Genomic DNA, 20988 nt, shown 5'->3' on the forward strand with positions numbered 1-20988 from the left:
ACCGAGGACGGTCCAACCAGCGCGACCCCGCACTGGACCCGCCGCATCCCACGGCGGTGGGGGCTGGTGGTGGTGGCGCTGGCGCTGGCCGGGGCGAGCGGCTGGATCCTGACCTGGAGCGAGGCGGACCTGGACTGGGCCGCCGCCGCCCGGCAGATGGCCGTGGCACGGCGCCGCCTCCACCCCGCTGCCGACGTCGGCTCCCCCACCTGACGGGACGCGAACCGTACTCCCCTGTGGACCGCACGGCGATTGCCCCGTCGGCGGTGGCTCTGACACAGTGGCGTAGTTTCTCGATCAAGAACCTGGGGAGGGCGAGACGCCATGATGGGACCGTCCCACGCGCTGTCGGGCGCGGCGGTGTGGCTGACCGGCTCGTGGGCGCTGGACCAGTTCGCGGACTACCAGCAGTCGCCGCTGGCGCTGGCGGTGGGCACCGCGGTCTGCGCCGGCGGGGCCCTCTTCCCCGACCTGGATCTCTCCGGCAAGGTCACCCGCAACCAGGGCGGCGCGACCGTGGCCCGCACCTTCGGCGTCTTCTCCCTGTTCCTCGCCGAGGTGATGGAGAAGGTCTCGCTGGGCGTCTACTACGCCACCAAGCTCAGTCGCGATCCCCGCCGCAACAACGGCCACCGGACGCTGACCCACACCATCCCGTTCACCGTCCTGGTCGGATGGGGCACCACCGCGCTGTGCACCGCGTACGGCAAGTGGGCGGTGGTGGGCATCCTGTTCTTCATGATCGGGCTGGCCCTGCGCGGCCTGTTCGACCGGTGGGCGGAGCGGGCCGGCTGGGTGATCGTCACGCTCGCCTCGGCCGCCGCCGCCTGGTACACCTTCGCCAACCTGCCCGGCGACCGGGGCTATCCGATGATCGGGCTGGCCGTCGGGGTGGGTTGTTTCGTGCACATCCTTGGCGACATGATCACCAAGGCGGGGGTGCCGATCCTCTGGCCGATCCCGATCAAACGCCGAATGTGGATGATGGTCGGCCTGCCGAACAGCATCGCGCTGCGGACCGGCAGCAAGGCCGAGGTGGTGGTGCTGCGGACCGCACTGACCGTGCTCTCCGTACTGGCGGCGATGGGGCTGCTGGCACCGTCGGTGCTGCAACGGTTCAACATCGAGGGCTGACGGCGCCGGTCAGGCGCCGAGCCGCTGCGGCGGGACGGTCAGGCCGTAGAGCGCCATCAGTTCCGGGGTGTCCACCCGGCTGCCGTCGGCCACCGAGTCGCAGGAGATGTCGACGATCTGGTCCTTGTGCGCCAGCAGGTACGGCCGCGCCCCGACGTCCGCGCTGGCCAGCGTCGCGATGCCGGACCAGTGCCGGCGGCCGAAGAGCATCGGGTAGCCGCGCAACCCGTCGTAGGTGGCGCAGACCAGCACATCCGGGTACGGCAGCGCGGCGACTCGGCGTACCGCCGCGGCGGTCAGACCGGGCATGTCCACCGGGACCACCACCACCGCCTCGATCTCCTCGTCGGTGAGTGCGGCCAGACCGGCCCGGATGGATGATCCGACCCCGGTGCCCCAGGCCCGGTTGACCACCACGGTTGCCCGGGACAGGTCGGCGCTCTGGCGCACCTGGTCGGCGGCGGCGCCCAGGACGACCACGATCTGCTCGCAGCCCGCCTCGGTCATCGTGTCGACCATCCGGTCCACCAGGGGCCGCTCCCCCTGGTGGAGCAGGGCTTCCGGGCCGCCGATCCGGCGTCCCCCACCCGCCGCGATGATCATGCCTGCGATCCGGTTCAGCGGTGCCACCTCCATCGTGAAGACGGACCGAGCAGGGCTGCCCGGTCCGTTGCGCACACCGGACCCAACGACGACCCCCGGCACCGGGTAGCGGGGCAAATCGCCACATTCCAGAATGATTTCCGCTGCCGGGGTCAGGACGGGACAAGCAGGCACCCCCGGCCACCGTCGGCGGGCGGCCCCACCGAAGCGGACCGGCCACGCCGCAGCGGGCCAGGCCCATCACGCCGCGTCGGCGTAACAGTCGACGACCGACAGATCCAACGGGAACCGGACCGGGCTGTCGCCGAACAGCAGCGCCGACGCCCGCGCGCCGGACCGGGTCACCGCCTCGGCCACCGCGCCAGCCTGCCCGGCGGGACAGTGCACGATCACCTCGTCGTGCTGGAAGAAGACCAGCTCGGCCCCGCTTCCAGCCAGCTCGCCGCGGAGCGTGGCGAGCAGGGTGGCGGCCCATTCGGCGGCGGTGGCCTGGATGACGAAGTTACGGGTGAACCGGCCACGGGACCGGGCCGCCCGGGCCCGGGGCGACTGCGGGTCGGCGTCCGGTTCCCGGTCGACGCCCTCGCCGTCGGCGAAGCCCACCGTCCCCGGCGGGCAGGTACGCCCCAGCCACGACCGCACCAGACCGCCCGCCTCACCGGTGCGGGCCGCCGCCTCCACATAGCCGAAGGCGATCGGATAGTGCCGCCGGAGCACCGCGAGGGCGGGAACGGCCATCCCGCCGGTCTGGCCGTACATCGCCCCCAGCAGGGCCACCTTGGCCCGGGCCCGGTCACCCCCGAAGGCGTCCTCGGCCAGGGCGGCGTAGAGGTCACCGGCCGCGCCCGCCGTGGCGAGCCGGGCGTCACCGGAAACCGCCGCGAGCACCCTCGGCTCCAACTGGCCGGCGTCGGCGACCACGAACCGCCAGCCCGGGTCGGCCACCACCGCCCGACGGATCACCTTCGGGATCTGCAACGCTCCCCCGCCCCGGGTGGCCCAACGGCCGGAGACGACCCCGCTCGGCACGTACTCGGGATGGAAGCGGCCGTCACGGACCCAGGCGTCCCGCCAGGCCCGGCCGTGCGCCGTCCAGATCCGGTAGAGCTCCTTGTACTCCAGCACCAGCGGCACCGCCGGGTGGTCGACGCCGCGCAACACCCAGGCCCGGGTGTTGGGCAACTCCACCCCGGCCCGGGCGAACGCCCGCAACAACTCCGCCGGCGAGTCGGCGTGCACCTGCCGTACGCCGAACGCCTCGGCGATCCGGGCGGCCAGCTCGGCCAGCCGGCGGGGCGGCCCACCCACCGGAGACCCCTCGCCGAGCAGCTCGGCGAGGACGGCGTCGTGCACGTCGGCCCGCCACGGCAGGCCCGCCGCGCCCAGCTCCACCGCGATCAGCCCGCCGGCCGACTCGGCGGCCACCAGCAGCCGGAACCGGCCGGGATGCGCGGTGGCCGCGACCCGGGCGAGCTGGTCGGCGTACACCCGGGTCAACGCCGCGACGCCCGGGCCCGCCGGCCCGGGGACGGCGTCGAAGAGCGCGCCCTGGCCGTGCCCCGGCGGGGCCGGCGGCCGGGGTGGCGGGTCGGCCGGGACGGCGGCCCCGGTCAGTCGGGCGTACGCGGCGGCGAGCGACCGGGGCTCGCCCCAGCGACCCGCGTGCCCGAGCAGCAACGCCTCGGTGAGCTCCACGTCGTGGCAGCGCTCCAGCCGCACCCCGGCGCGCAGCAGCATCGGATACAGCGCCGCGGTCGAGGCGAGGACCCAGCGGGGAGGCCCGGCGGCCTCCCGGGCGGCGACGGCGGCGGCCAGGTCGGCGACCCGCTGCGCCGGCCCGGCGGGGCGGCCGGCCCCGTCGAGCGGCTGGAGCACGCCCCCGCCCCGCTCGTCCGCCACCACCGCCACCAGCACGAAGCCGATTCTGCCTCGCCCCTGTGACACACCAGGGCCGCACCGGCCGCCGCCCGGGCAAGCCCGGGTCCGGCCACCCGGAAACCGGACGGTGCGGCACGGAACAGGTCGGTAGCGTGGGCCGGTGCCTCCGCAGATTCCGCATCCCGACCCCGGCTCACCGAACCTCGGCGGACCACTGCGCTACCTGTGGTGGCTGGTCCGCTGCCAGCCCTGGCGGGTGCTGCGGGGCAGCCTGCTCGGCACCGCCTGGATGGTGGGGCTCTCCGTCCGGCCGTACCTGGTCTCGCGGGCGGTGGACGACGGGCTGCGGGCCGGCGACATGCCGGCCCTGACCGTCTGGGTCGCGGCGATCGTCGCCGCGGGTCTCGGGCTGTCCTGGCTCGGCATCCTGCGGCACCGCACGATGACCTTCGTCCGGGAGGACGCGAAGGCCCGCTCGGCCGCCCTGGTGCTGCGGCAGGTCGCCCGGATCGGCGCGGTGCTGCGACGCCGGGCCGCCGCCGGCGAGGTGGCCACCGTCGGCGGCTCCGACATCGACTGGACGGCCCAGGTGCTCACGTTGACCGGGCCGGGCGTCGGCGCGGTCGTCGCGTACGCGGTCGTGGCCGTCGTGCTCTGGTCGATCTCCCCCCTCCTCGCGCTCTGCGTGCTGGTGGGCGTGCCGGCGGTCGGGCTGGTCGTCGGTCCGCTGCTGCGCCGGCTGGACGGGGCGGAGTCGGTCTACCGGCAGCACCAGGGTGCCCTCACCGCCCGCTGCGGCGACATCGTCGCCGGGCTGCGGGTGCTCGCCGGGGTCGGGGGCCGCGACCTGTTCGCCCGCCGGTACGCCGCCCGGTCCCAGCAGCTGCGCGCCGAGGGGTACCGGGTGGGCGCGGTCGCCAGCTGGATCGACGCGGCGACACTCGCCATTCCGGGGCTGTTCCTCGCCGCGGTGGTGTGGCTGGGTGCCCGGATGACGGTGACCGGCGAGATCAGTGTCGGGGAACTGGTCGCCGTGTACGGGTACGTGGCGACCCTCATCGTGCCGGTCTGGTTCCTGCTGGAGGGCAGCCACCAGTTCATCCGGGGTCGGGTCGCCGCCCGCCGGATCATCGACCTGCTCACCCTGACCCCCGACGACGTCGGTGGACCACGCGGCGGCGGGCAGCGGCCGTCGCGCGGCGTCCCGGGACGCGCGAGCGGTCCCGGCACCGTCCCCGACGCCCGCCGGCCCGAACCGGCACCGGCCCGCCCCGCCGACCTGCACGACCCGGTCACCGGGCTGACCGTGCACGCCGGCCGGCTGACCGCGGTCGCCGCCGACGACCCGGCCGACGCCGTCGCGTTGGCCGACCGGCTCGGCCGGTACGTCGTCAGCGACGTCACCTGGGGCGGCCGGCCACTGTCCGGACGCCCGCTGGACGAGGTCCGCGCCCGGATCCTGGTCGCCGAGCAGGAGTCGTACATCTTCGCCGGAACCCTGCGGGAGGTCCTGCGTACCCGGCCGGGAACCGGCGACGAGCGGATCACCGAGGCGCTGCGGGCCGCGTCGGCCGAAGACGTCGTCGACGCCCTGCCGGCAGGTCTGGACACCCCGGTCGACGCCCGGGCCCGGATGCTCTCCGGCGGCCAGCGGCAGCGGGTACGCCTGGCGCGGGCGCTGCTGGCCGAACCGGAGGTGCTGATCCTCGTCGACCCGACCTCGGCGGTGGACGCGCACACCGAGGCACGGATCGCCGAGCGGCTACGCAGCGCACGGGCCGGCCGGACCACCCTGGTGCTCGCCACCTCACCGCTGCTGCTCGGCCGGGCCGACACGGTCGCCCACCTGCGCGCCGGCCGGATCGTCTCGACCGGCACCCACCTCGATCTGTTCCACCGCGACCCGGACTACCGGGCCCTGGTCGATCGGGACAGCGCCGACGAACCCGCCGAGCCGTACCGGGGCCACCCGTGACCGGCCTGCCGGTCGCCGATCGGGGCACGGTCCGCCGGGCCGTGGGCCGCCTGCTGCGCCGGGATCGGCGTACGGTGGTGCTCCTGCTGGTGTTGCACGCCGCCGCCGCGATCGCCCGGCTCGCCCCGCCGTGGCTGCTCGGCGTCATCATCGACCGGGTCGCCGCGGGTGCCGGCGTCGCCACCGTCGACCGGCTGGCCCTGGCGATCGTCGGCGCCGTCGTGGCGCAGGCGTTGCTGTCCCGGTACGCCCAGTACGCCGGGCACCGGTTCGGTGAGCGGGCCGTCGCGCAGCTGCGCGAGGAGTTCGTCCGGTCCACGCTGCGGCTGCCCGTCTCCGTCGTCGAACGGGTCGGGGCCGGCGACCTGGCCACCCGCAGCTCGGTCGACGTGTCGACCGTCGGAAGCACCGTCCGGGACGTGGTACCCACCATCGTCATCTGCACGGTGCAGTTGGCACTGCTGTTCGGGGCGATCTTCCTGCTGCACCCGCTGCTCGGCCTGGCGGCGCTGGTCGGACTACCGTCGATCGGGGTGGTGACCCGCTGGTACCTGCGCCGGGCGAGCCCCGCCTACCTGGCCGAGGGCGCGGCTGCCGCCGACCTGACCGAGGCGTTGACCGCCACGGCCGACGGTGCGCGCACCGTGGAGGCGCTGCGCCTCGCCGACGACCGGATCGCGCACGGCACCACCCGTATCGACCGGCTGTGGCAGGCCCGCCGGGCCACGCTGGCGCTGCGTACCGTGTTCTTCACGGCGGTGGAGGCCAGCTATCCGCTGCCGGTCGCCGCGGTGCTGCTGGTCGGCGGGTACCTGCTGCACACGGGGACGGTTGCGCTCGGCGCGGTGGTCGCCGCCACGCTCTACCTGCAACAGGCGATCGAGCCGCTGGACCGGCTGTTGCAGTGGACCGAGCAGGCGCAGCGGGGCTTCGCCTCGTACGCCCGGGTGCTCGGCGTCGGCCTGGTGCCGCCGGAGCCGCCCGGCGGGGCGTTCCCGCCGGGCGGCGGGCGGCTGGTCGTCCGTGGCGCCCGGTTCTCGTACGCCGACGGGCCGGACGTCCTGCACGGCATCGACCTCGACGTGGCCCCCGGTGAGCGGCTGGCGGTCGTCGGCCCCTCGGGGGCCGGCAAGTCCACCCTGGCCCGGCTGCTCGCCGGGATCGACGCGCCACGGCGGGGATCGGTCAGCGTCGGCGGCTGCTTCGTCACCGACCTGGACCCGGCCGAGCGGCGGCGACGGATCGCGCTGGTCACCCAGGAGCACCACGTGTTCATCGGCTCGCTGCGGGACAATCTCGCCTTCGCCGCCCCGGACGCCTCCGACGAGCGAATGCGGGCGGCGTTGGCCACCGTGGGCGCCGACTGGTCGGCCGCGCTGCCGGACGGACTGGACACCCTGCTCGGCGACGGCGCCCGGCAGCTCGGCGCGGCCGAGGCCCAGCAGCTCGCGCTGGCCCGGCTGGTGCTCGCCGACCCGCACACGCTGATCCTCGACGAGGCCACCGCCGCCCTCGATCCGACCACCGCCCGGCGTACCGAGCGGGCGCTCGCGGCGGTGCTCGCCGGGCGTACCGTCATCGCGATCGCGCACCGGCTGAACACCGCGCACGACGCCGACCGGGTGGCGGTGCTGGAGGGCGGTCGGATCACCGAGATCGGCAGCCACCACGACCTGCTGCGGGCCGGTGGAGCGTACGCGGCGCTGTGGCGCTCCTGGCACGCCGAGCCGCGCGACACGGCTTCGGGCGACACCGACCGACCGCACACCGTCGGGCGAACCGGGGCCGACCGGTGACCGAGGCATCCCGATCTGGCCTAGGCTCACCTCATGCGCCGCCTGGGCCAGCTCGCCGAGCGCACCCCGGCGGGGCGGGAGCGCTACGTCGACCTGCTCCGCGCACTGGCGATCACGGTGGTGGTGCTCGGGCACTGGACGGTGACCGTCATCGGCACGGACGCCGCCGGCCGTCCCACCGGGCGTTCGGCCCTGCCCGACCTGCCCTGGGCGTACCCGCTGACCTGGGTGGCCCAGGTTATGCCGATCTTCTTCCTGGTGGGCGGGTTCGCCAACGCGGCCTCGCTGGTCACCCGCCGGGAGCGGGGCGGGAACGCCACCGACTGGCTGCTGGACCGCGCCGCGCGGCTGCTGCGCCCGACCACCGCGCTGGTGCTGGTGCTCTGCGGCGGAGCCGCGGTCGCCTCGCTGGCCGGCGTGGCGGCCACCCTGGTCCGCACCGTGGTCTGGTTCGCCACCATCCCGCTGTGGTTCCTCGCCGCCTACCTGCTGGTGGTGCCGCTGACCCCGGTGACGTACGCGCTGCACCGCCGCTTTGGCCTGCTCGTGCCGGGGGCGCTGGCGGCGCTGGTCGCGGCGGGGGACGTCGGGCGGGCGTTGGGCTCCGAGTGGTACGCGCTGGGTAACTACGTCTTCGGATGGCTCGCCGTCCACCAGCTCGGCTTCGCCTGGTACGACGCCCGCTCGGCGGCCACCCTCGATGGCCCGCGGTCCACCGCGGCGTCGCCGGCACGGACCGGTCCGCGTACGACCCGCCTACCGATGTCCCGCCGGGCCGGGTGGACGATGCTGCTCGCCGGTCTGGCCGCGACGGTGCTGCTGACCAGCGTCGGGCCGTACCCGTTGGCGATGCTCAACGTGCCCGGCGAGCGACTGGACAACGCCGCGCCACCGAGCCTGGCGCTGCTCACCCTGACCACCGCGCAGCTCGGGCTGATCGTGCTGGCCCGCCGGCCGGTCGAGCGGTGGCTGCACCGCCGCCGCCCCTGGTCGGTGGTGGTAGCGGTGAACGCCGTGGTGCTCACCGTCTTCCTCTGGCACCTGACCGCCGCGATCCTGCTGGTCGGCGCGCTCGACGCCGTCGGGCTGCTGCCCACCCCACCGGCCGGTTCGGCGGCCTGGCTGGCCTGGCGGCTGCCCTGGGTGCTGCTGCTCACGGTCGTGCTGGCCGTGCTGGTGGCGATCTTCGGACCGATCGAGGCCCGCACCGGCCGGCGTCCGGACCGCGCCGGCCGGTCCGGCGCGCGCGGCGCGCTCGCCGCCGCCGGTTTCGCCGCCGTGGTCTACGCCCTGGTGTCCAACGCGCAGACGCCGAAGGAAGCCCCGGAACCCCTCGGGGTGCCGGTGGTGGCGCTGGTGGCGTACCTGGCCGGGGCGGGGTTGCTGCGGCTGCTCAGGTCCGGACGGGCGGGCCCGGTTCGACCCGGTCACCCGGACTGACCGGTGCTCCGGCAACGGGTCGGCCGAGGACGACCCGCGATCGGGCGTGGTCGGGCCGGTGCCGGGTGGAGTGCCCGGCACCGGCCTCGGGGAGGGGGAGTCAGTTGACGTAGACGATCGGGCTGTCGGCCTGGCTGACGTCCCGCACCGGCGCGTACGTCGCCGAGAAGTACGCGGAGCCGAAGCAGGTGGCCGGCCCGGCGACCTTCGTGAAGGGCTGGTTGGCGAAGCTGATCGAGGTGGTGGCGTTCGAGGACACCCCGGTGATGCTGTTGCCGGTCGCCTGGTAGACGCAGGTGACCGTGCCGAGCAGGGTGGCGAGCACGACGGTGCTCTGGATGGGGCCGGCCGCGCCGCCGCTGATGGTCACCGTGCCGGCGCTGTCCACGCTGGTGCTGTAGGGCAGGTTGTCGACGCTCACCCGGTTCACCCGCAGCGTGCCGAACACGTTGCTGGTGCAGCTGCTGAAGCTCTGCGCGTCGAGGCTCTCCGTGGCGACGCCGGGCGCGGCCGGGTTGGTCAGCACGGTGGCGCTGAACGTGGAGGCGGCGCACTTCACGCCGGTGGTGCCGGTGGCGGTGGAGTAGAAGTTCGCGGTGGTTGCGGTGGCGAGGCCGGCCTGGACGACGTCACCGACGGCGACGGCGGCGCCGCCGACGGCCCCGTGGGTGAGGACGGTGTCGTCGAGGGACGCGGCGGCGGCGGGGGACGTGCCGGCGAGGCTGACCAGCAGGGCGGTGGCGACAACGGCCACAGTGCGGCGGCGGAGCCTGGACATGGGGTTCCTTCCCGGAGCGGTGGTGGGGATGGATCGCCCGGACCGGCGTGATGGTGGCGGACCGGGGTGACGCACGGCCGGGGGGATCGACCGTGCGGGCCGTGGTGGATGGGGGACGGATCGCCGTCGACCCGGCCGGTCGGTCAGTGGCCGGGTATGACTCCGCGGCGGTGCCGCGTCACCTGCGACCTTCCGGCCTGGGGAGGACGCCGACGGTCGGCCATAATGACAACCATCGAGCCCCCTTCGGCGACACCCGACCAGGCCGTCCTGTCGGGACGACGACTGGTGACCGACCCTGAACTGAGCGTGGGAAAGTTATAAACCCCGGGAAGTCGTAAAGTCAACGCATCCAGAGAGGCAGATAGGTTGGCCCCGTCGCACGCACCGCACCCGGTGTCCACCCCGCTACCGGGAGCGCGCCCCGGACGCGATCCGGACCGGGCCATCAAGCGCGGGCCGCGCCGGGTCCCCGCCGAGGCGGTCGCCGCCACCCAGCGGGACCGCCTCTTCGACGGCCTGGTCCACGAGGTGGCGTCGAAGGGGTACGACAGCGCCCGGGTCACCGACATCTGCCGGGCGGCCGGCGTCACCCGGCCCGCCTTCTACGACCTGTTCGCCGGCAAGGAGGACGCCTTCCTGGCCACCTACCGGCACGGCATCGCCGTCGTGCTGCGCCTGATGGAGGACGCCTACGCCGATGCCGGCCCCCGGTGGCAGGACGCCGCCCGCGCCGCCCTGCGTACGCTGCTGGAGGTGCTGGCCAGCGTGCCGGCGTTCGCCCGGATGGCGTTGGTGGAGATCGAGGCCGCCGGCCCGGACGCCCGCCGGGAACGCGACCGACTGCCGGAGAGCTTCCGCCGCTTCTTCCCCACCGAGAGCCCGGGCCCGGCGCTCAGCGCCGCCGAGTACGACCTGCTGGTGACCATGGTGGTCGGCGGTGTGCAGGCCACCATCCGGGCCGCGGTGGCCCAGGAGCGCACCGCGCACCTGCCGGAACTGCTGCCGGTGTTGACCTATGCCGTCACCGCTCCGTTCATCGGGACGGAGGCCGCGGCACGGGCCGCCCGGTCCACCGAGGCCGACGCGGGGGTCAGCGTGACCGCGCCCTGCGCCCCGGTGGATCGGCCGCAGTCCTGATCGGTCGAAAACCGCTGCGGTTTCTAACCTTTGCGGGATTTCGCAGATCGCGTGTAACACGAGTGGAGGGCATGGCGTTGACCTGCCTTTTACCCGGCGGTAACTTCGGCGTGCGTCGACTCGGACATTGACGTCGGCGCACCCGGATCGCTCCTTCGCGACACTCCGGAAGAAGCGATCGCATCGTCACCGTTGATTGAGACTCGCAGAGGGAGCAGCCATGTCGGAGGAGACTGTGGACACCGCACCGGTCCCCCGCAGCGGCGTACGCTGGCGCCGCTTCGCCGCCACGCTCGGCGTCACCGGAGTGGGCGCCATCGGCATGGTGCTGGCCACCGCCCAGGGTGCGCTCGGCGTCCAGTTCGCGATCTCCGGCATGCCGTTCACGGTGACCGCGGACCGGCTCCACGGCACCGGGTTCGAGCAGTTCGCCACCATCGACGAGATGATCCCGGACAGCCCCAACCAGGGCGAAACCGGCGGTCAGGTCCTGGTGATGGTGTCGGCGATCGACAGGGCCGAGCTGACCAACCTCTGCCAGAGCATCAATCTCGGCGGCACGTTCCTCAAGATCACCGCCGGCGGCAAGGGCACCCCGGTCACCGCACGTACCCTGATCGTGGACGGCGACGAGGTCGCCGGCCACGCCTCGTTCAAGAACATCGACGTCGGCCAGGACGCCAGCACGCTGTCCCGGGTGCCCGGCGTCACCGGCGCCCCGGGGGTCTTCTCCCAGCAGTCCGAGACGGTGACCATCACCAACCTGCGGCAGAACAACTACGCCACCACGGCCGCCGTCTTCACGCTGCCGGACCTGCGGATGAGTTTCACCCCCGACGGCTGCTGAGATGACGACGCACCGACCGCACCCGGGCCCGGCGGACACCCGCCGGGCCGGGGGCCGCTGGCGCCACTGGCGGCGCAGCCGCCCCCTCATCGCCGGGGTGCTGATCATCCTCGCCGGGGTGGAGATGCTGGTGACGCTGCGCGCCCCGCTGGGCGTGGTGCTGAAGGTCGGGCCGCAGGGGCTGGCCGCGTACCTGGTGCCGACCATCCTGGTGCTCTGCGGGGTGCTGCTGCTCGCCACCCCGCAGCAGCGAATCTTCTACGCCCTGCTCACCCTCATCCTCGCCCTGGCCTCCTGGCTGACCTCCAACCTCGGCGGTTTCGGGGTGGGGATGCTGCTGGCACTGGTCGGCGGCAGCCTCGCCTTCGCCTGGACACCGGCCAAGGGGTCGCGCGACACCCGGCCACCGGCCCCGACACCGGCACCGGCGCCCGAGGGCGACCACGGCCTGGACATCGTCCGGCGCGACCACACCGCACCACCGGCCACGCCGGGGTCGGAACCCACCGACCGGCCCGCCGGCCAGCACCGCGCCCCGGCCTGACCCCAGGGGCCGGCCCTGCGGCCTGTCCTGTTCCGGAGCGACCCGACGCCGGCCGTCCCCACACCGTCCGGTCCGGCCCCGGTCTCCACACCGTCCGTCCGGTCCGGCCCCGTTGCCGGGTTGGACGCGACCGGTCCGGGTCAGCCGGCCGCGGTGTCCCGGACCGCCTGGGCGAAGACCTCCGAGCGGTGTTCGAAGTTGCGGAACCGGCCGTAGCTGGGCGCGGCGGGCGACAGCAGCACCACCCCACCCGGCGGGGTCACCTCCCGGGCCAGCCGCACGGCGTCGACCAGGTCGTCCACCGTCTCGGTACGCCCCTTGGACAGGCCGGCCAGCGCCTCGACGATGCGGGGGCCACTGTCCGGGATGCCGATCACGGTGATCTCCCGCTCGGCGAGGTGCTCGGCCAGCGGCGTGTAGTCCAGGCCCCGGTCGGCACCGCCGACGATGACCGTCAACGGCCTGCCCTCGTACGCGTCGATCGCGTGCATGGCCGCGTACGGGCTGGTGGCGAGGGTGTCGTCGACGAAGGTCAACCCGGACGGGTCGACGATCTCGGTGAGCCGGTGAGCCAGCCCTCGGAACTGGGCGACCGCGCCGGCCAGGGCGTCCCGCCGAGCGACCACGTCGACGCCGAGCGCGTCGAGCACGGCGAGCGCCACACAGAGATTGCCCTCGTTGTGCCGGCCGACCAACCTCAGCGCGGCACGCGGGAACAGCGGCCGGTCGGCCAGGTGGAACCAGGCGGTGCCGTCGGGGCCGGCGGCCAGGTGCGCGCTGTCCGGCAGCCCGGCCCGTACCGCCGGGCGGTTCCCCAGTTCCACGGCCAGCCGCGGATCGCTGCCGTTGACCACCACGGTCTGTGGCCCGTACGCGAGCAGGTTCAGCTTGTCGCGGTAGTACTCCGCCTCGCCGCCGTGCGCGTCCAGGTGTTCGGGGAACAGGGCGGTGACCGCCGCGACCCGGGGTGAGTCGGTCAGGTCGCTGCACTGGTAACTGGAGAGTTCCAACACGTACAGGTCGGCCTCGGGCAGGTCGAGGGTGGGCACCCCGATGTTGCCGCCGAGGACGTTGGGCCGGTCGACTGCCGCCAGCAGGTGGCTGACCAGGCTGGCGGTGGTGCTCTTGCCCTTGCTGCCGGTGACCCCGACGGTCCGGTCGGCGTGGTCGGCCATCCACAGCGCGGTGCCCTGGGTGACGGTGATCCCGCGCCGACGCAGCTCGACCATCCACGGGTGGGTGGAGGGCACACCCGGAGAGCGGACCACGACGTCGGCGGCGAGCAGCTGGGCGAAGCCCTCCTCGCCGGTGACCAGCGGCGCGGCCTCGGCGAGCGGGCCCTCCCAGGGCAGGCTGAGGAAAGACGCGCTGTCGTCGACGGCGACCAGGTCGGCCGGGCCGTGCGCGGCGACGGCGGTCACGGCGGCCCGGCCCTCCCGGCCGGCCCCCCAGACGGCGACTCTACGTCCGCGCAGGTCAGACAGGCGCACGGGCTCTCCTCAAGGCGTCTCGACTTCCGTGGCGGGCACGGTCCGGCGCAGCCGGGCACGGCCGGACGAACCAGGGCCTAGTATGGCGTGTGCCCAACGAGCAGCTCCGGCGGATGGACGCCTTCACCTTCCCGTCCTACTCGATCGATCTCGCCACCGGCGAGGCGTTGTTCGACTACGCGCTCACCGGCCCGGACGGCGAGCAGCGGTTCACCGAGGTGATCACGCTGCCGTTGCCGGCCGACCCGCCGTCGGACGAGACCGTGGCGACCCTGGGCCGGGTGCTGGAACTGCTGCACGTCGTCGCCGGGGTCAGCTACTACAAGGCCGCAGCGCCACCCCGGCTGGTGCTGCCGGCGCCGCTGGGCACGGCCGCCGCCGAGCTGGTCACCGCCGTCTACACCAAGGGCCTGGCCGAGTACGCCTACCGCAACCAGCTGCCGCACGTGCTCCAGCTGCGTCCGGAGGTGCCGGCCGGCGAGGTCGCCCCACCCCGGGTGTACGACGACTCCGACCGCCGGCCGCTGTCGGCCGTCGGCGGCGGTAAGGACTCCATCGTCACCCTGGAGGCACTGCGCCGCGCCGGGTTCGAGCCGGTGCCGTTCTCGGTCAACCCGAACCACGTGATCGTCTCGGTGAACGAGGCGTCCGGCCTGCCCGCGCTGGCGGCCCGGCGGCGGCTCGACCCGGTGCTGTTCGACCTGAACGCGGCCGGCGCGCGCAACGGCCACATCCCGGTCACCGCGATCAACTCGCTGATCGCGGTCGCCACCGCCGTGCTGCACGGCCTCGGTCCGGTGGTGATGTCCAACGAGCGCTCCGCCTCGGATCCGAACCTGGTCTGGAACGGGCACGAGATCAACCACCAGTGGTCCAAGGGAGTCGAGGCGGAAGGGCTGCTGCGGGCGGCGCTGGCCGAGCACGCCGGCCTCACCGAGCCGTACTTCTCGCTGCTGCGCTCGCTGTCGGAGCTGCACATCGCCCGGCTCTTCGCCGCCATCGACCGGTACGACGCGGTGGTCACCAGCTGTAATGCCGCGTTCAAGCTGCGCGACGCCAGCGAGCGGTGGTGCCGCGACTGCCCCAAGTGCCGGTTCGTCTTCCTGGCCATGGCGCCCTTCATGCCCCGGGAACGGGTGGTGCGCATCTTCGGCGGCGACCTGCTGGCCGACACCGCCCAGATTCCGGGCTACCGGGAACTGCTCGGCGTGGACGGGCACAAGCCGTTCGAGTGCGTCGGCGAGGTGGAGGAGTCGGTGGTGGCGCTCGGGCTGCTGGCCGGCCAGGACCAGTGGCGCGACGCCCCGGTCGTGCGCGCCCTGGTCGACGCGGTGCCCGGGAGCGCCTGGTCCACGGCCGCCGATTCCGACGTCTTCACCCCTGGCGGCCCGAACCACGTCCCCCCCGCCTACCACAAAGCCCTCGAAACCCTGACCTGATCCCCGGTCCGGTCCGGTCCGGTCCGGTCCGTCGATCATGACGTTGACGGACGCGACACGCCGGGCAGCAGCAGCGAGCTTCATGATCGCGCAGGCGCCGGCGGGGGTGGGTGGTCAGGGGACGCGGATGGCGTCCAGGGCCAGCAGGGCGACGTGCAGCGACAGGCAGGTGTCGACCGAGTCCAGGTCGGCGTCGAGGATGTGACCGATGCGGGCCAGCCGTTCGTAGAACGCCGGCCGGGACAGGTGCACCGCCGTGGCCGCCGCTGACTTGTTGCGGCCCTGGTCGAGGTACGCGCGCAGGGTGCCGAGCAGCGGGTCCCGCGGATGCCGGGCGTCGTGGGCGAGCAGAGCGCCGAGTTGCCGCTCGACGAAGGTCTGCACCCGGGGCTCGTCGCGCAGCAGGTGCAGCAGTCCGGCCAGACCGACGTGCGGCAGCCGGAACACCGGTAGGTCACGACGGTCCCACCGGGCCGTGTCGGCGACCTGCAGGGCCTCGATCAACGACCGGCGCGCCTCCCGCAGACTGTCCACGCCGGACCCCGCCGCGATGATTACCTCGTCGACGCCCGCCCCTCGCCACGCCGGGGTGTTGAGGCGGACACGGCGCAGCGCGGCGGCGAATGCGGCGAGGGCGGCGTCCTCGGCCGCGGCGTCCGGCAGGGCGAGCAGCGCACCCACCGCCTGGTCGTCGACCGCGCTGGTCAGGGCGGTCAGCTTCGCCTCCCGCAGGGCGTGGCCGACCGCCTCGGCCAGATCCCGCAACCGGGCCGGGCCGGCCTGCGGCGGGTCCATCGCCGACCAGGCGGCGTCCGCCGGGCCCCCGTCCGCCGGGTCGTCCCGGCGGTGCCGCACCACCACCCCGACCAGGTGCCGCCGCTGGAGGGTGACGCCGAGCGCCCGGGCCCGCAGCGCGACCTCGTCCACCGGGCGGGAGTGGTCCAGCAGCGCGGTGAGCAGGGTTCGGTGCAGCTGACGTTCCAGCCCTTCGGCGTCGCGCCTGATCAGCCGGCCCAACGCCAGCGCGGAGGCGGCCCGTTCCACCAGGATGGTCAGCCGGGTGGGCGGGGCGCTGCCCGGGCGGGCAGTGCCCGCGCCCAGGTCGCCGCGGCCCGGCCAACGCAGCAGCAGCCGCCCCCAGTCCTGCCCCCGGGCGCCGACGGTGGTCACCAGCCAGCCGCTGTCCACGTCGTACGCGGTCCGCCCGGCCGGGCGGATCCGCCGGGAGTGCTGCTCCCAGCCGTCCAGCAGCAGATCGGCGTTCTCCCCCGCCGGGTCGTACGCGAGGACCTGCCGGGACAGGTTCTCCAGCACCACGGGACATCCGGACAGCTCGGCGGCCTGGCGTACCACCTCGGCGGGGTCGGCGCCGTCGACGGAAAGCTCGGTGAACCGTTGGTGGATCTCCTCGGTGGCGCGCAGCTCGTGGAGCTGGGCGTCGACGATCAGTGCGTGCACCGCCTCGGTGATCCGTACGAACGGGGTGGCTCGCCGCAGCTCGACCAGGGGCAATCCGCGTCGCTCGGCCGCCACCGCCATCACCCGGGGCACCCCCGTGCCGTAGCGCCGGCCCAGCTCCACCACCAGGCCGGAGACGCCGACGCCGGCCAGGTCCGCGATGAACGCGCGCAGCCCGGCGTCGTCGGCGGGCAGTCCGATGCCGGTGGTGAGCACCAGTTCCCCACCGCCGAGCAGGCTGGCGATGTCCGGTACCTCGGCCACGTGCACCCAGCGCACCGGCCGGTCCAGGCCGGCGTTCCCGGCCACCAGACGCGGGGCACCGTGCCGAACCGGGTCCAGCGCGAGCACCTCACGGACGGTAGGGAACACGGGCGACACGCTACCCTCCGTCACCCCGCGCCTGAACCGGCCGGCGGCGAAGCCGAGTCGGTCAGGTTTTCCTCACCCGGACCGCCGGCCGGTCCACCACTGCCGGGCCAGGGTCAGTCGACCGGGCAGGCCCGGCGCCGGCGCCGGCCTCGGACGGGTCGGCTGGCGCAGCCACTCCGGCAGATGGGTCCCCGGCTCGCGCCTCGGCAGAGCCGGCAGGACGGTGATCGGGCACCGGTACCAGGGGATACGCACGTCGGCCTCCTTCGGCGGGACGGGGCCGCTCAGGATGCGACCCGGGCACGGCCCCACCCGGCGAGAGCGAACCGTGTAGCTGACATTCTGGTGAATGCGGGACTACGGTCGGAAGCGACACGGCCGGACCGTGGCCGATCCGATCCCGTAACGCCGCACGAGGCGTCGCGCCTGAACCGTCATGCGCGGCGCCGTACGCCTCACGTCATCTGCCACACCGACAGCACACCAGTTACCAGCCGACCCACCCGGTCAGGCCAGCCAGCCAATTCCCGATCGGAATCAGTCGACGCCGAACTCCATCGCGGCGCGGTCGAGTGCCTCGTCCTCGCCGGGGGCGATGCCGCGGGACGCGATGGCTTCCGCGCCGCCCTGTGGCATCGCACCGATCAGCCCGGTCGACGCTGCCTGTGCCGCGCCGACCATCCGCTGGGGGGTCGCGCCGCCGACCATGCCGAGGGTGGCGTACTGCTCCAGCTTCGCCCGTGAGTCGGCGATGTCCAGGTTGCGCATGGTGAGCTGGCCGATCCGGTCCGACGGGCCGAACGCCGAGTCCTCGGTACGCTCCATCGACAGCTTGTCCGGGTGGTAGCTGAACGCGGGGCCGCTGGTGTCCAGGATCGAGTAGTCCTCGCCCCGGCGCAGCCGCAACGTCACCTCGCCGGTGACCGCCGTGCCGACCCAGCGCTGCAACGACTCGCGCAGCATCAGCGCCTGCGGGTCCAGCCAGCGCCCCTCGTACATCAGCCGACCCAGGCGGCGACCCTCGTTGTGGTAGTTCGCCAGGGTGTCCTCGTTGTGGATGGCGTTGACCAGCCGTTCGTACGCGGCGTGCAGCAGCGCCATGCCGGGCGCCTCGTAGATGCCCCGGCTCTTGGCCTCGATGATCCGGTTCTCGATCTGGTCCGACATGCCCAGGCCGTGCCGGCCGCCGATGGCGTTGGCCTCCAGCACCAGGTCGACGGGGCTGCCGAATTCCTTGCCGTTGATCGTCACCGGGCGTCCCTGCTCGAAGCCGATCGTGACGTCCTCCGTCGGGATCTCCACCGACGGGTCCCAGAACCGGACCCCCATGATCGGGTTGACCGTCTCGATGCCGGTGTCGAGGTGTTCGAGGGTTTTCGCCTCGTGCGTGGCGCCCCAGATGTTGGCGTCGGTCGAGTACGCCTTCTCGGTGCTGTCCCGGTACGGCAGGCCGCGTTCGAGCAGCCACTCCGACATCTCCTTGCGCCCACCCAGTTCGGTGACGAAGTCGGTGTCGAGCCACGGCTTGTAGATCCGCAGCTGCGGGTTGGCCAGCAGGCCGTACCGGTAGAACCGCTCGATGTCGTTGCCCTTGAAGGTCGACCCGTCGCCCCAGATCTGGACGTCGTCGGCGATCATCGCCCGCACCAGCAGGGTCCCGGTCACGGCCCGGCCGAGCGGGGTGGTGTTGAAGTACGCCCGCCCGCCCGAGCGGATGTGGAACGCCCCGCAGGTCAGCGCCGCCAGGCCCTCCTCGACCAGGGCGGCGCGGCAGTCGACCAGTCGGGCGACCTCGGCGCCGTAGCTGAGCGCGCGACCGGGCACCGAGGCGATGTCGGGCTCGTCGTACTGGCCGATGTCGGCGGTGTAGGCGCAGGGAACGGCGCCCTTGTCGCGCATCCACGCGACCGCGACCGAGGTGTCGAGGCCGCCGGAGAAGGCGATGCCGACACGTTCGCCGATGGGCAGGGAGGTGAGAACCTTGGACACGGGGAAGATTATTCATCAGGGCGCATGGTCATGCAACCCGGAGTGCCCGAACGGGCGGGCAACTACCCGCCGCCGGACGGTGGGTCGTCGCGACCCAGTTCCCAGAACGCCACCGCCGCGGCGGCGGCCACGTTCAGCGAGTCCACTCCGCGCCGCATCGGGATGACCACCCGCACGTCGCTGGCGGACTGGGCCGCCGCGGTGAGGCCGGGGCCCTCGGCGCCCAACAGCAGCGCCGCCCGCTCGCGCTGCGCCGCAGTCAACCGCTGGATCGGTACGGCGTCCGGAGCCGGTGTCATGGCGAGCACGGTGAAGCCCGCCCCCCGCACCTGGTCGAGGCCCGCGGGCCAGCGGTCGAGCTTGGCGTACGGCACCGCGAAGACCTCTCCCATGCTGACCCGCACGCTGCGCCGGTAGAGCGGATCGGCGCAGGACGGCGAGAGCAGCACCGCGTCGATGCCGAGCGCGGCGGCCCCCCGGAACACCGCGCCGAGGTTGGTGTGGTTGTTGACGTCCTCCAGGATCACCACCCGGCGGGCGGCGGCCAGCACCTCGTCCGCGCTCGGCAGCGGCTTGCGCCGGAACGAGGCGAGCACCCCCCGGTGCACGTGGAAGCCGGTGGCCTGCTCCAGCACGTCCGGGGTGGCCGCGTACACCGGGGCGTCACCGGTGTCGAGGTCGGCGAGCTGGTCGGCCCGCTTGGCGTCGACCAGGAACGACCGGGCCGGGTAGCCCGCCCGCAGCGCCCGGCGCAGCACCAGCTCCCCCTCGGCGATGAACAGGCCGTGCGGCGGCTCCCAACGGGTACGCAGCTCGACGTCGGTCAGCGCGCGGTAGTCGGCGATCCGGGCGTCGTCGGGGTCGGTGATCCGGTGGACGGGCACCGCACGATTCTGCCCGGTGGCCGATGCCGGACAGCCGCCGGCTGGCGCGACGCCTGCGTGCCCGGGTCCTCGCCATGGCCTCGCGCCCGGTCGATGCGGGGTATCCAGAAAGCCCCCGCCAGGGCCTTTACATTGAAAATAGTCCATCTCTTGACAGTAGAGGTCATACGACATACGTTTCGAATACGTCTCATGCCCACTGCCGGCTCCGCCCCGCGCAACAATGCGTCGCGCCGGTAAAACGTCCTGCAACAGTGGCAACGAACGGCACATGGGCCATCAGCGCGGCCTGACCAGCACACAGAACCTTGCCGCACCGGCGCAAGGAGGGCTCGTGAAACGATTACTTGCCGCGGCAGTCGCAGCGGTACTGGCCGCCCTCGGCGTCACCCTTGTGACGTCCCAACCGGCGTCGGCCGCCACGCTGACTCAGGTCTTCAACTTTGGCAGTAACCCCACAAATCTCAACATGTACGTGTACGCGCCGGACAGGCTGGCATCGCGGCCGGCTCTACTGCTGTTGGTCCACTACTGCTCCGGGTCGGCGTCAGCGATTGTCAACGGCAACGGACGCGATTTTGTGACCGCGGCGGACCGGTACGGGTACGTCATCGTCGTACCGGAGGCCACCCGCAGCGGACGTTGCTTCGACGTGTCGACCCCACAGGCGTTGCGGCGCGACGGCGGCAGCGACTCCACGGGCATCATGTCGATGGTCGGTTGGGCGCGGACCCGGTACGACGTCGATCCGTCCCGCATCGTGGTCAGCGGCTTCTCCTCCGGAGCCATGATGACCAACGTCCTGGCCGCCGAGTATCCGGACGTCTTCGCGGCCGGTTCGGCGTTTTCCGGGGTACCGGCCGGTTGTTTTGCCACCACTGACGGCTCACTGTGGAACAGTCGGTGCGCCGGGGGCAACGTCGTCAGAACGGCGCAACAGTGGGGGGACACCGCCCGTGCCATGTACCCGGGCTACACCGGACGGTACCCGCGGATGCAACTGTGGCACGGGGCGACGGATACGACGCTGCACTACAACAACTTCGGCGAAGAGATCAAGCAGTGGACCAACCTGGCCAATCTGAGCCAGACCCCGTCGTATACCGACTATCCGCAGCCGAACTGGACACGTACCCGATACGGTACTGCTGTCGAGGGAATCAGCATCTCGAGTACGGGACACACGCTGCCTCAGCCCGGAATGCTGGCCTACGCCATCTC

The 20988-nt window shown here is 73.3% G+C and carries 18 protein-coding genes; 10 read left to right on the plus strand and 8 right to left on the minus strand.

What is annotated here, in order from left to right; translation table 11 throughout:
- The coding region (locus tag E1166_RS31070; protein WP_165944390.1) for a hypothetical protein at positions 1–213 on the plus strand (213 nt) is incomplete at its 5' end.
- A 111-nt stretch (positions 214–324) separates the two neighbouring features.
- The gene (locus tag E1166_RS20145; RefSeq protein WP_132268710.1) at positions 325–1134 is read left to right on the plus strand and encodes a metal-dependent hydrolase; all 810 of its coding nucleotides are present in this window, start codon (positions 325–327) and stop codon (positions 1132–1134) included.
- 9 nt (positions 1135–1143) lie between these two features.
- On the opposite strand, the gene E1166_RS20150 is transcribed toward E1166_RS20145, so the two are convergent.
- Both E1166_RS20150 and E1166_RS20155 read right to left on the minus strand, forming a co-directional pair.
- Positions 1144–1737: an NTP transferase domain-containing protein gene (locus tag E1166_RS20150; RefSeq protein ID WP_132268736.1), complete on the minus strand. Its 594-nt coding sequence runs from the start codon at positions 1735–1737 to the stop codon at positions 1144–1146.
- A gap of 240 nt (positions 1738–1977) precedes the next feature.
- Complete coding sequence (locus tag E1166_RS20155) at positions 1978–3681, minus strand: bifunctional 3'-5' exonuclease/DNA polymerase (protein ID WP_132340973.1); 1704 nt, start codon at positions 3679–3681, stop codon at positions 1978–1980.
- 94 nt (positions 3682–3775) lie between these two features.
- Here E1166_RS20155 and E1166_RS20160 point away from each other — a divergent pair, with 94 nt between their 5' ends.
- Genes E1166_RS20160 through E1166_RS20170 form a run of 3 tightly spaced genes read left to right on the plus strand, consistent with a single transcriptional unit; the run spans position 3776 to position 8826 of the window.
- Positions 3776–5590 carry an ABC transporter ATP-binding protein gene (locus tag E1166_RS20160; protein ID WP_132340975.1) on the plus strand — a complete coding sequence of 605 codons (1815 nt, stop codon included), beginning with the start codon at positions 3776–3778 and terminating at the stop codon, positions 5588–5590.
- Complete coding sequence (locus tag E1166_RS20165) at positions 5587–7386, plus strand: ABC transporter ATP-binding protein (RefSeq protein WP_132340977.1); 1800 nt, start codon at positions 5587–5589, stop codon at positions 7384–7386. Before E1166_RS20160 ends, E1166_RS20165 begins: the two co-directional genes overlap by 4 nt.
- A 33-nt stretch (positions 7387–7419) precedes the next feature.
- Positions 7420–8826: an acyltransferase gene (locus tag E1166_RS20170; protein ID WP_132340979.1), complete on the plus strand. Its 1407-nt coding sequence runs from the start codon at positions 7420–7422 to the stop codon at positions 8824–8826.
- Between the two features lie 100 nt (positions 8827–8926).
- Here E1166_RS20170 and E1166_RS20175 read toward each other — a convergent pair whose 3' ends face one another.
- Complete coding sequence (locus tag E1166_RS20175; RefSeq protein ID WP_132340981.1) at positions 8927–9604, minus strand: Tat pathway signal sequence domain protein; 678 nt, start codon at positions 9602–9604, stop codon at positions 8927–8929.
- Positions 9605–9973: 369 nt separating this feature from the next.
- Here E1166_RS20175 and E1166_RS20180 point away from each other — a divergent pair, with 369 nt between their 5' ends.
- The 3 genes from E1166_RS20180 (at position 9974) to E1166_RS20190 (ending at position 12135) form a co-directional block, all read left to right on the plus strand.
- Positions 9974–10744 (plus strand): TetR/AcrR family transcriptional regulator, encoded by a 771-nt coding sequence (locus E1166_RS20180; RefSeq protein WP_132340983.1) that lies wholly within the window; start codon positions 9974–9976, stop codon positions 10742–10744.
- 220 nt (positions 10745–10964) lie between these two features.
- Complete coding sequence (locus tag E1166_RS20185) at positions 10965–11591, plus strand: DUF6230 family protein (RefSeq protein WP_132268726.1); 627 nt, start codon at positions 10965–10967, stop codon at positions 11589–11591.
- A 1-nt stretch (position 11592) separates the two neighbouring features.
- Entirely contained in the window at positions 11593–12135 is a 543-nt protein-coding gene (locus E1166_RS20190) for a DUF6114 domain-containing protein (RefSeq protein ID WP_243710449.1), read from the plus strand.
- A 140-nt stretch (positions 12136–12275) separates the two neighbouring features.
- Here the strand turns inward: E1166_RS20190 and murD are convergent, their stop codons facing one another.
- Positions 12276–13625, minus strand: coding sequence for a UDP-N-acetylmuramoyl-L-alanine--D-glutamate ligase (gene murD, locus E1166_RS20195; protein ID WP_132340985.1), 1350 nt, complete (start codon positions 13623–13625; stop codon positions 12276–12278).
- A gap of 89 nt (positions 13626–13714) precedes the next feature.
- On the opposite strand from murD, the gene E1166_RS20200 reads away from it, so the two are divergent.
- Positions 13715–15064: a hypothetical protein gene (locus E1166_RS20200; protein ID WP_132340987.1), complete on the plus strand. Its 1350-nt coding sequence runs from the start codon at positions 13715–13717 to the stop codon at positions 15062–15064.
- Between the two features lie 114 nt (positions 15065–15178).
- On the opposite strand, the gene E1166_RS20205 is transcribed toward E1166_RS20200, so the two are convergent.
- The 4 genes from E1166_RS20205 to E1166_RS20220 form a co-directional block, all read right to left on the minus strand.
- Positions 15179–16903, minus strand: a complete 1725-nt coding sequence (locus tag E1166_RS20205; protein WP_132340989.1) for a PucR family transcriptional regulator — start codon at positions 16901–16903, stop codon at positions 15179–15181.
- 63 nt (positions 16904–16966) lie between these two features.
- Positions 16967–17149: a hypothetical protein gene (locus E1166_RS20210; RefSeq protein ID WP_132340991.1), complete on the minus strand. Its 183-nt coding sequence runs from the start codon at positions 17147–17149 to the stop codon at positions 16967–16969.
- A gap of 282 nt (positions 17150–17431) precedes the next feature.
- Entirely contained in the window at positions 17432–18883 is a 1452-nt protein-coding gene (gene argG / locus E1166_RS20215) for an argininosuccinate synthase (protein WP_132270357.1), read from the minus strand.
- Positions 18884–18945: 62 nt separating this feature from the next.
- Positions 18946–19767 (minus strand): RNA methyltransferase, encoded by an 822-nt coding sequence (locus E1166_RS20220; protein ID WP_132340993.1) that lies wholly within the window; start codon positions 19765–19767, stop codon positions 18946–18948.
- Positions 19768–20038: 271 nt separating this feature from the next.
- Here E1166_RS20220 and E1166_RS20225 point away from each other — a divergent pair.
- Positions 20039–20988: PHB depolymerase family esterase (locus E1166_RS20225; protein WP_207914379.1), on the plus strand; the 950-nt coding region annotated here is incomplete at its 3' end.

The sequence above is a fragment of the Micromonospora sp. KC213 genome (assembly GCF_004348325.1).
Taxonomy (GTDB): Bacteria; Actinomycetota; Actinomycetes; order Mycobacteriales; family Micromonosporaceae; genus Micromonospora.

What these genes read in the sequence shown, in the direction of transcription:
- E1166_RS20145 (WP_132268710.1), top strand. Translation starts at nt 325, where the DNA reads ATGATGGGACCGTCCCACGCGCTGTCGGGCGCGGCGGTGTGGCTGACC.
- E1166_RS20150 (WP_132268736.1), bottom strand. Translation starts at nt 1,737, where the DNA reads ATGATCATCGCGGCGGGTGGGGGACGCCGGATCGGCGGCCCGGAAGCC.
- E1166_RS20170 (WP_132340979.1), top strand. Translation starts at nt 7,420, where the DNA reads ATGCGCCGCCTGGGCCAGCTCGCCGAGCGCACCCCGGCGGGGCGGGAG.
- E1166_RS20175 (WP_132340981.1), bottom strand. Translation starts at nt 9,604, where the DNA reads ATGTCCAGGCTCCGCCGCCGCACTGTGGCCGTTGTCGCCACCGCCCTG.
- E1166_RS20185 (WP_132268726.1), top strand. Translation starts at nt 10,965, where the DNA reads ATGTCGGAGGAGACTGTGGACACCGCACCGGTCCCCCGCAGCGGCGTA.
- E1166_RS20190 (WP_243710449.1), top strand. Translation starts at nt 11,593, where the DNA reads ATGACGACGCACCGACCGCACCCGGGCCCGGCGGACACCCGCCGGGCC.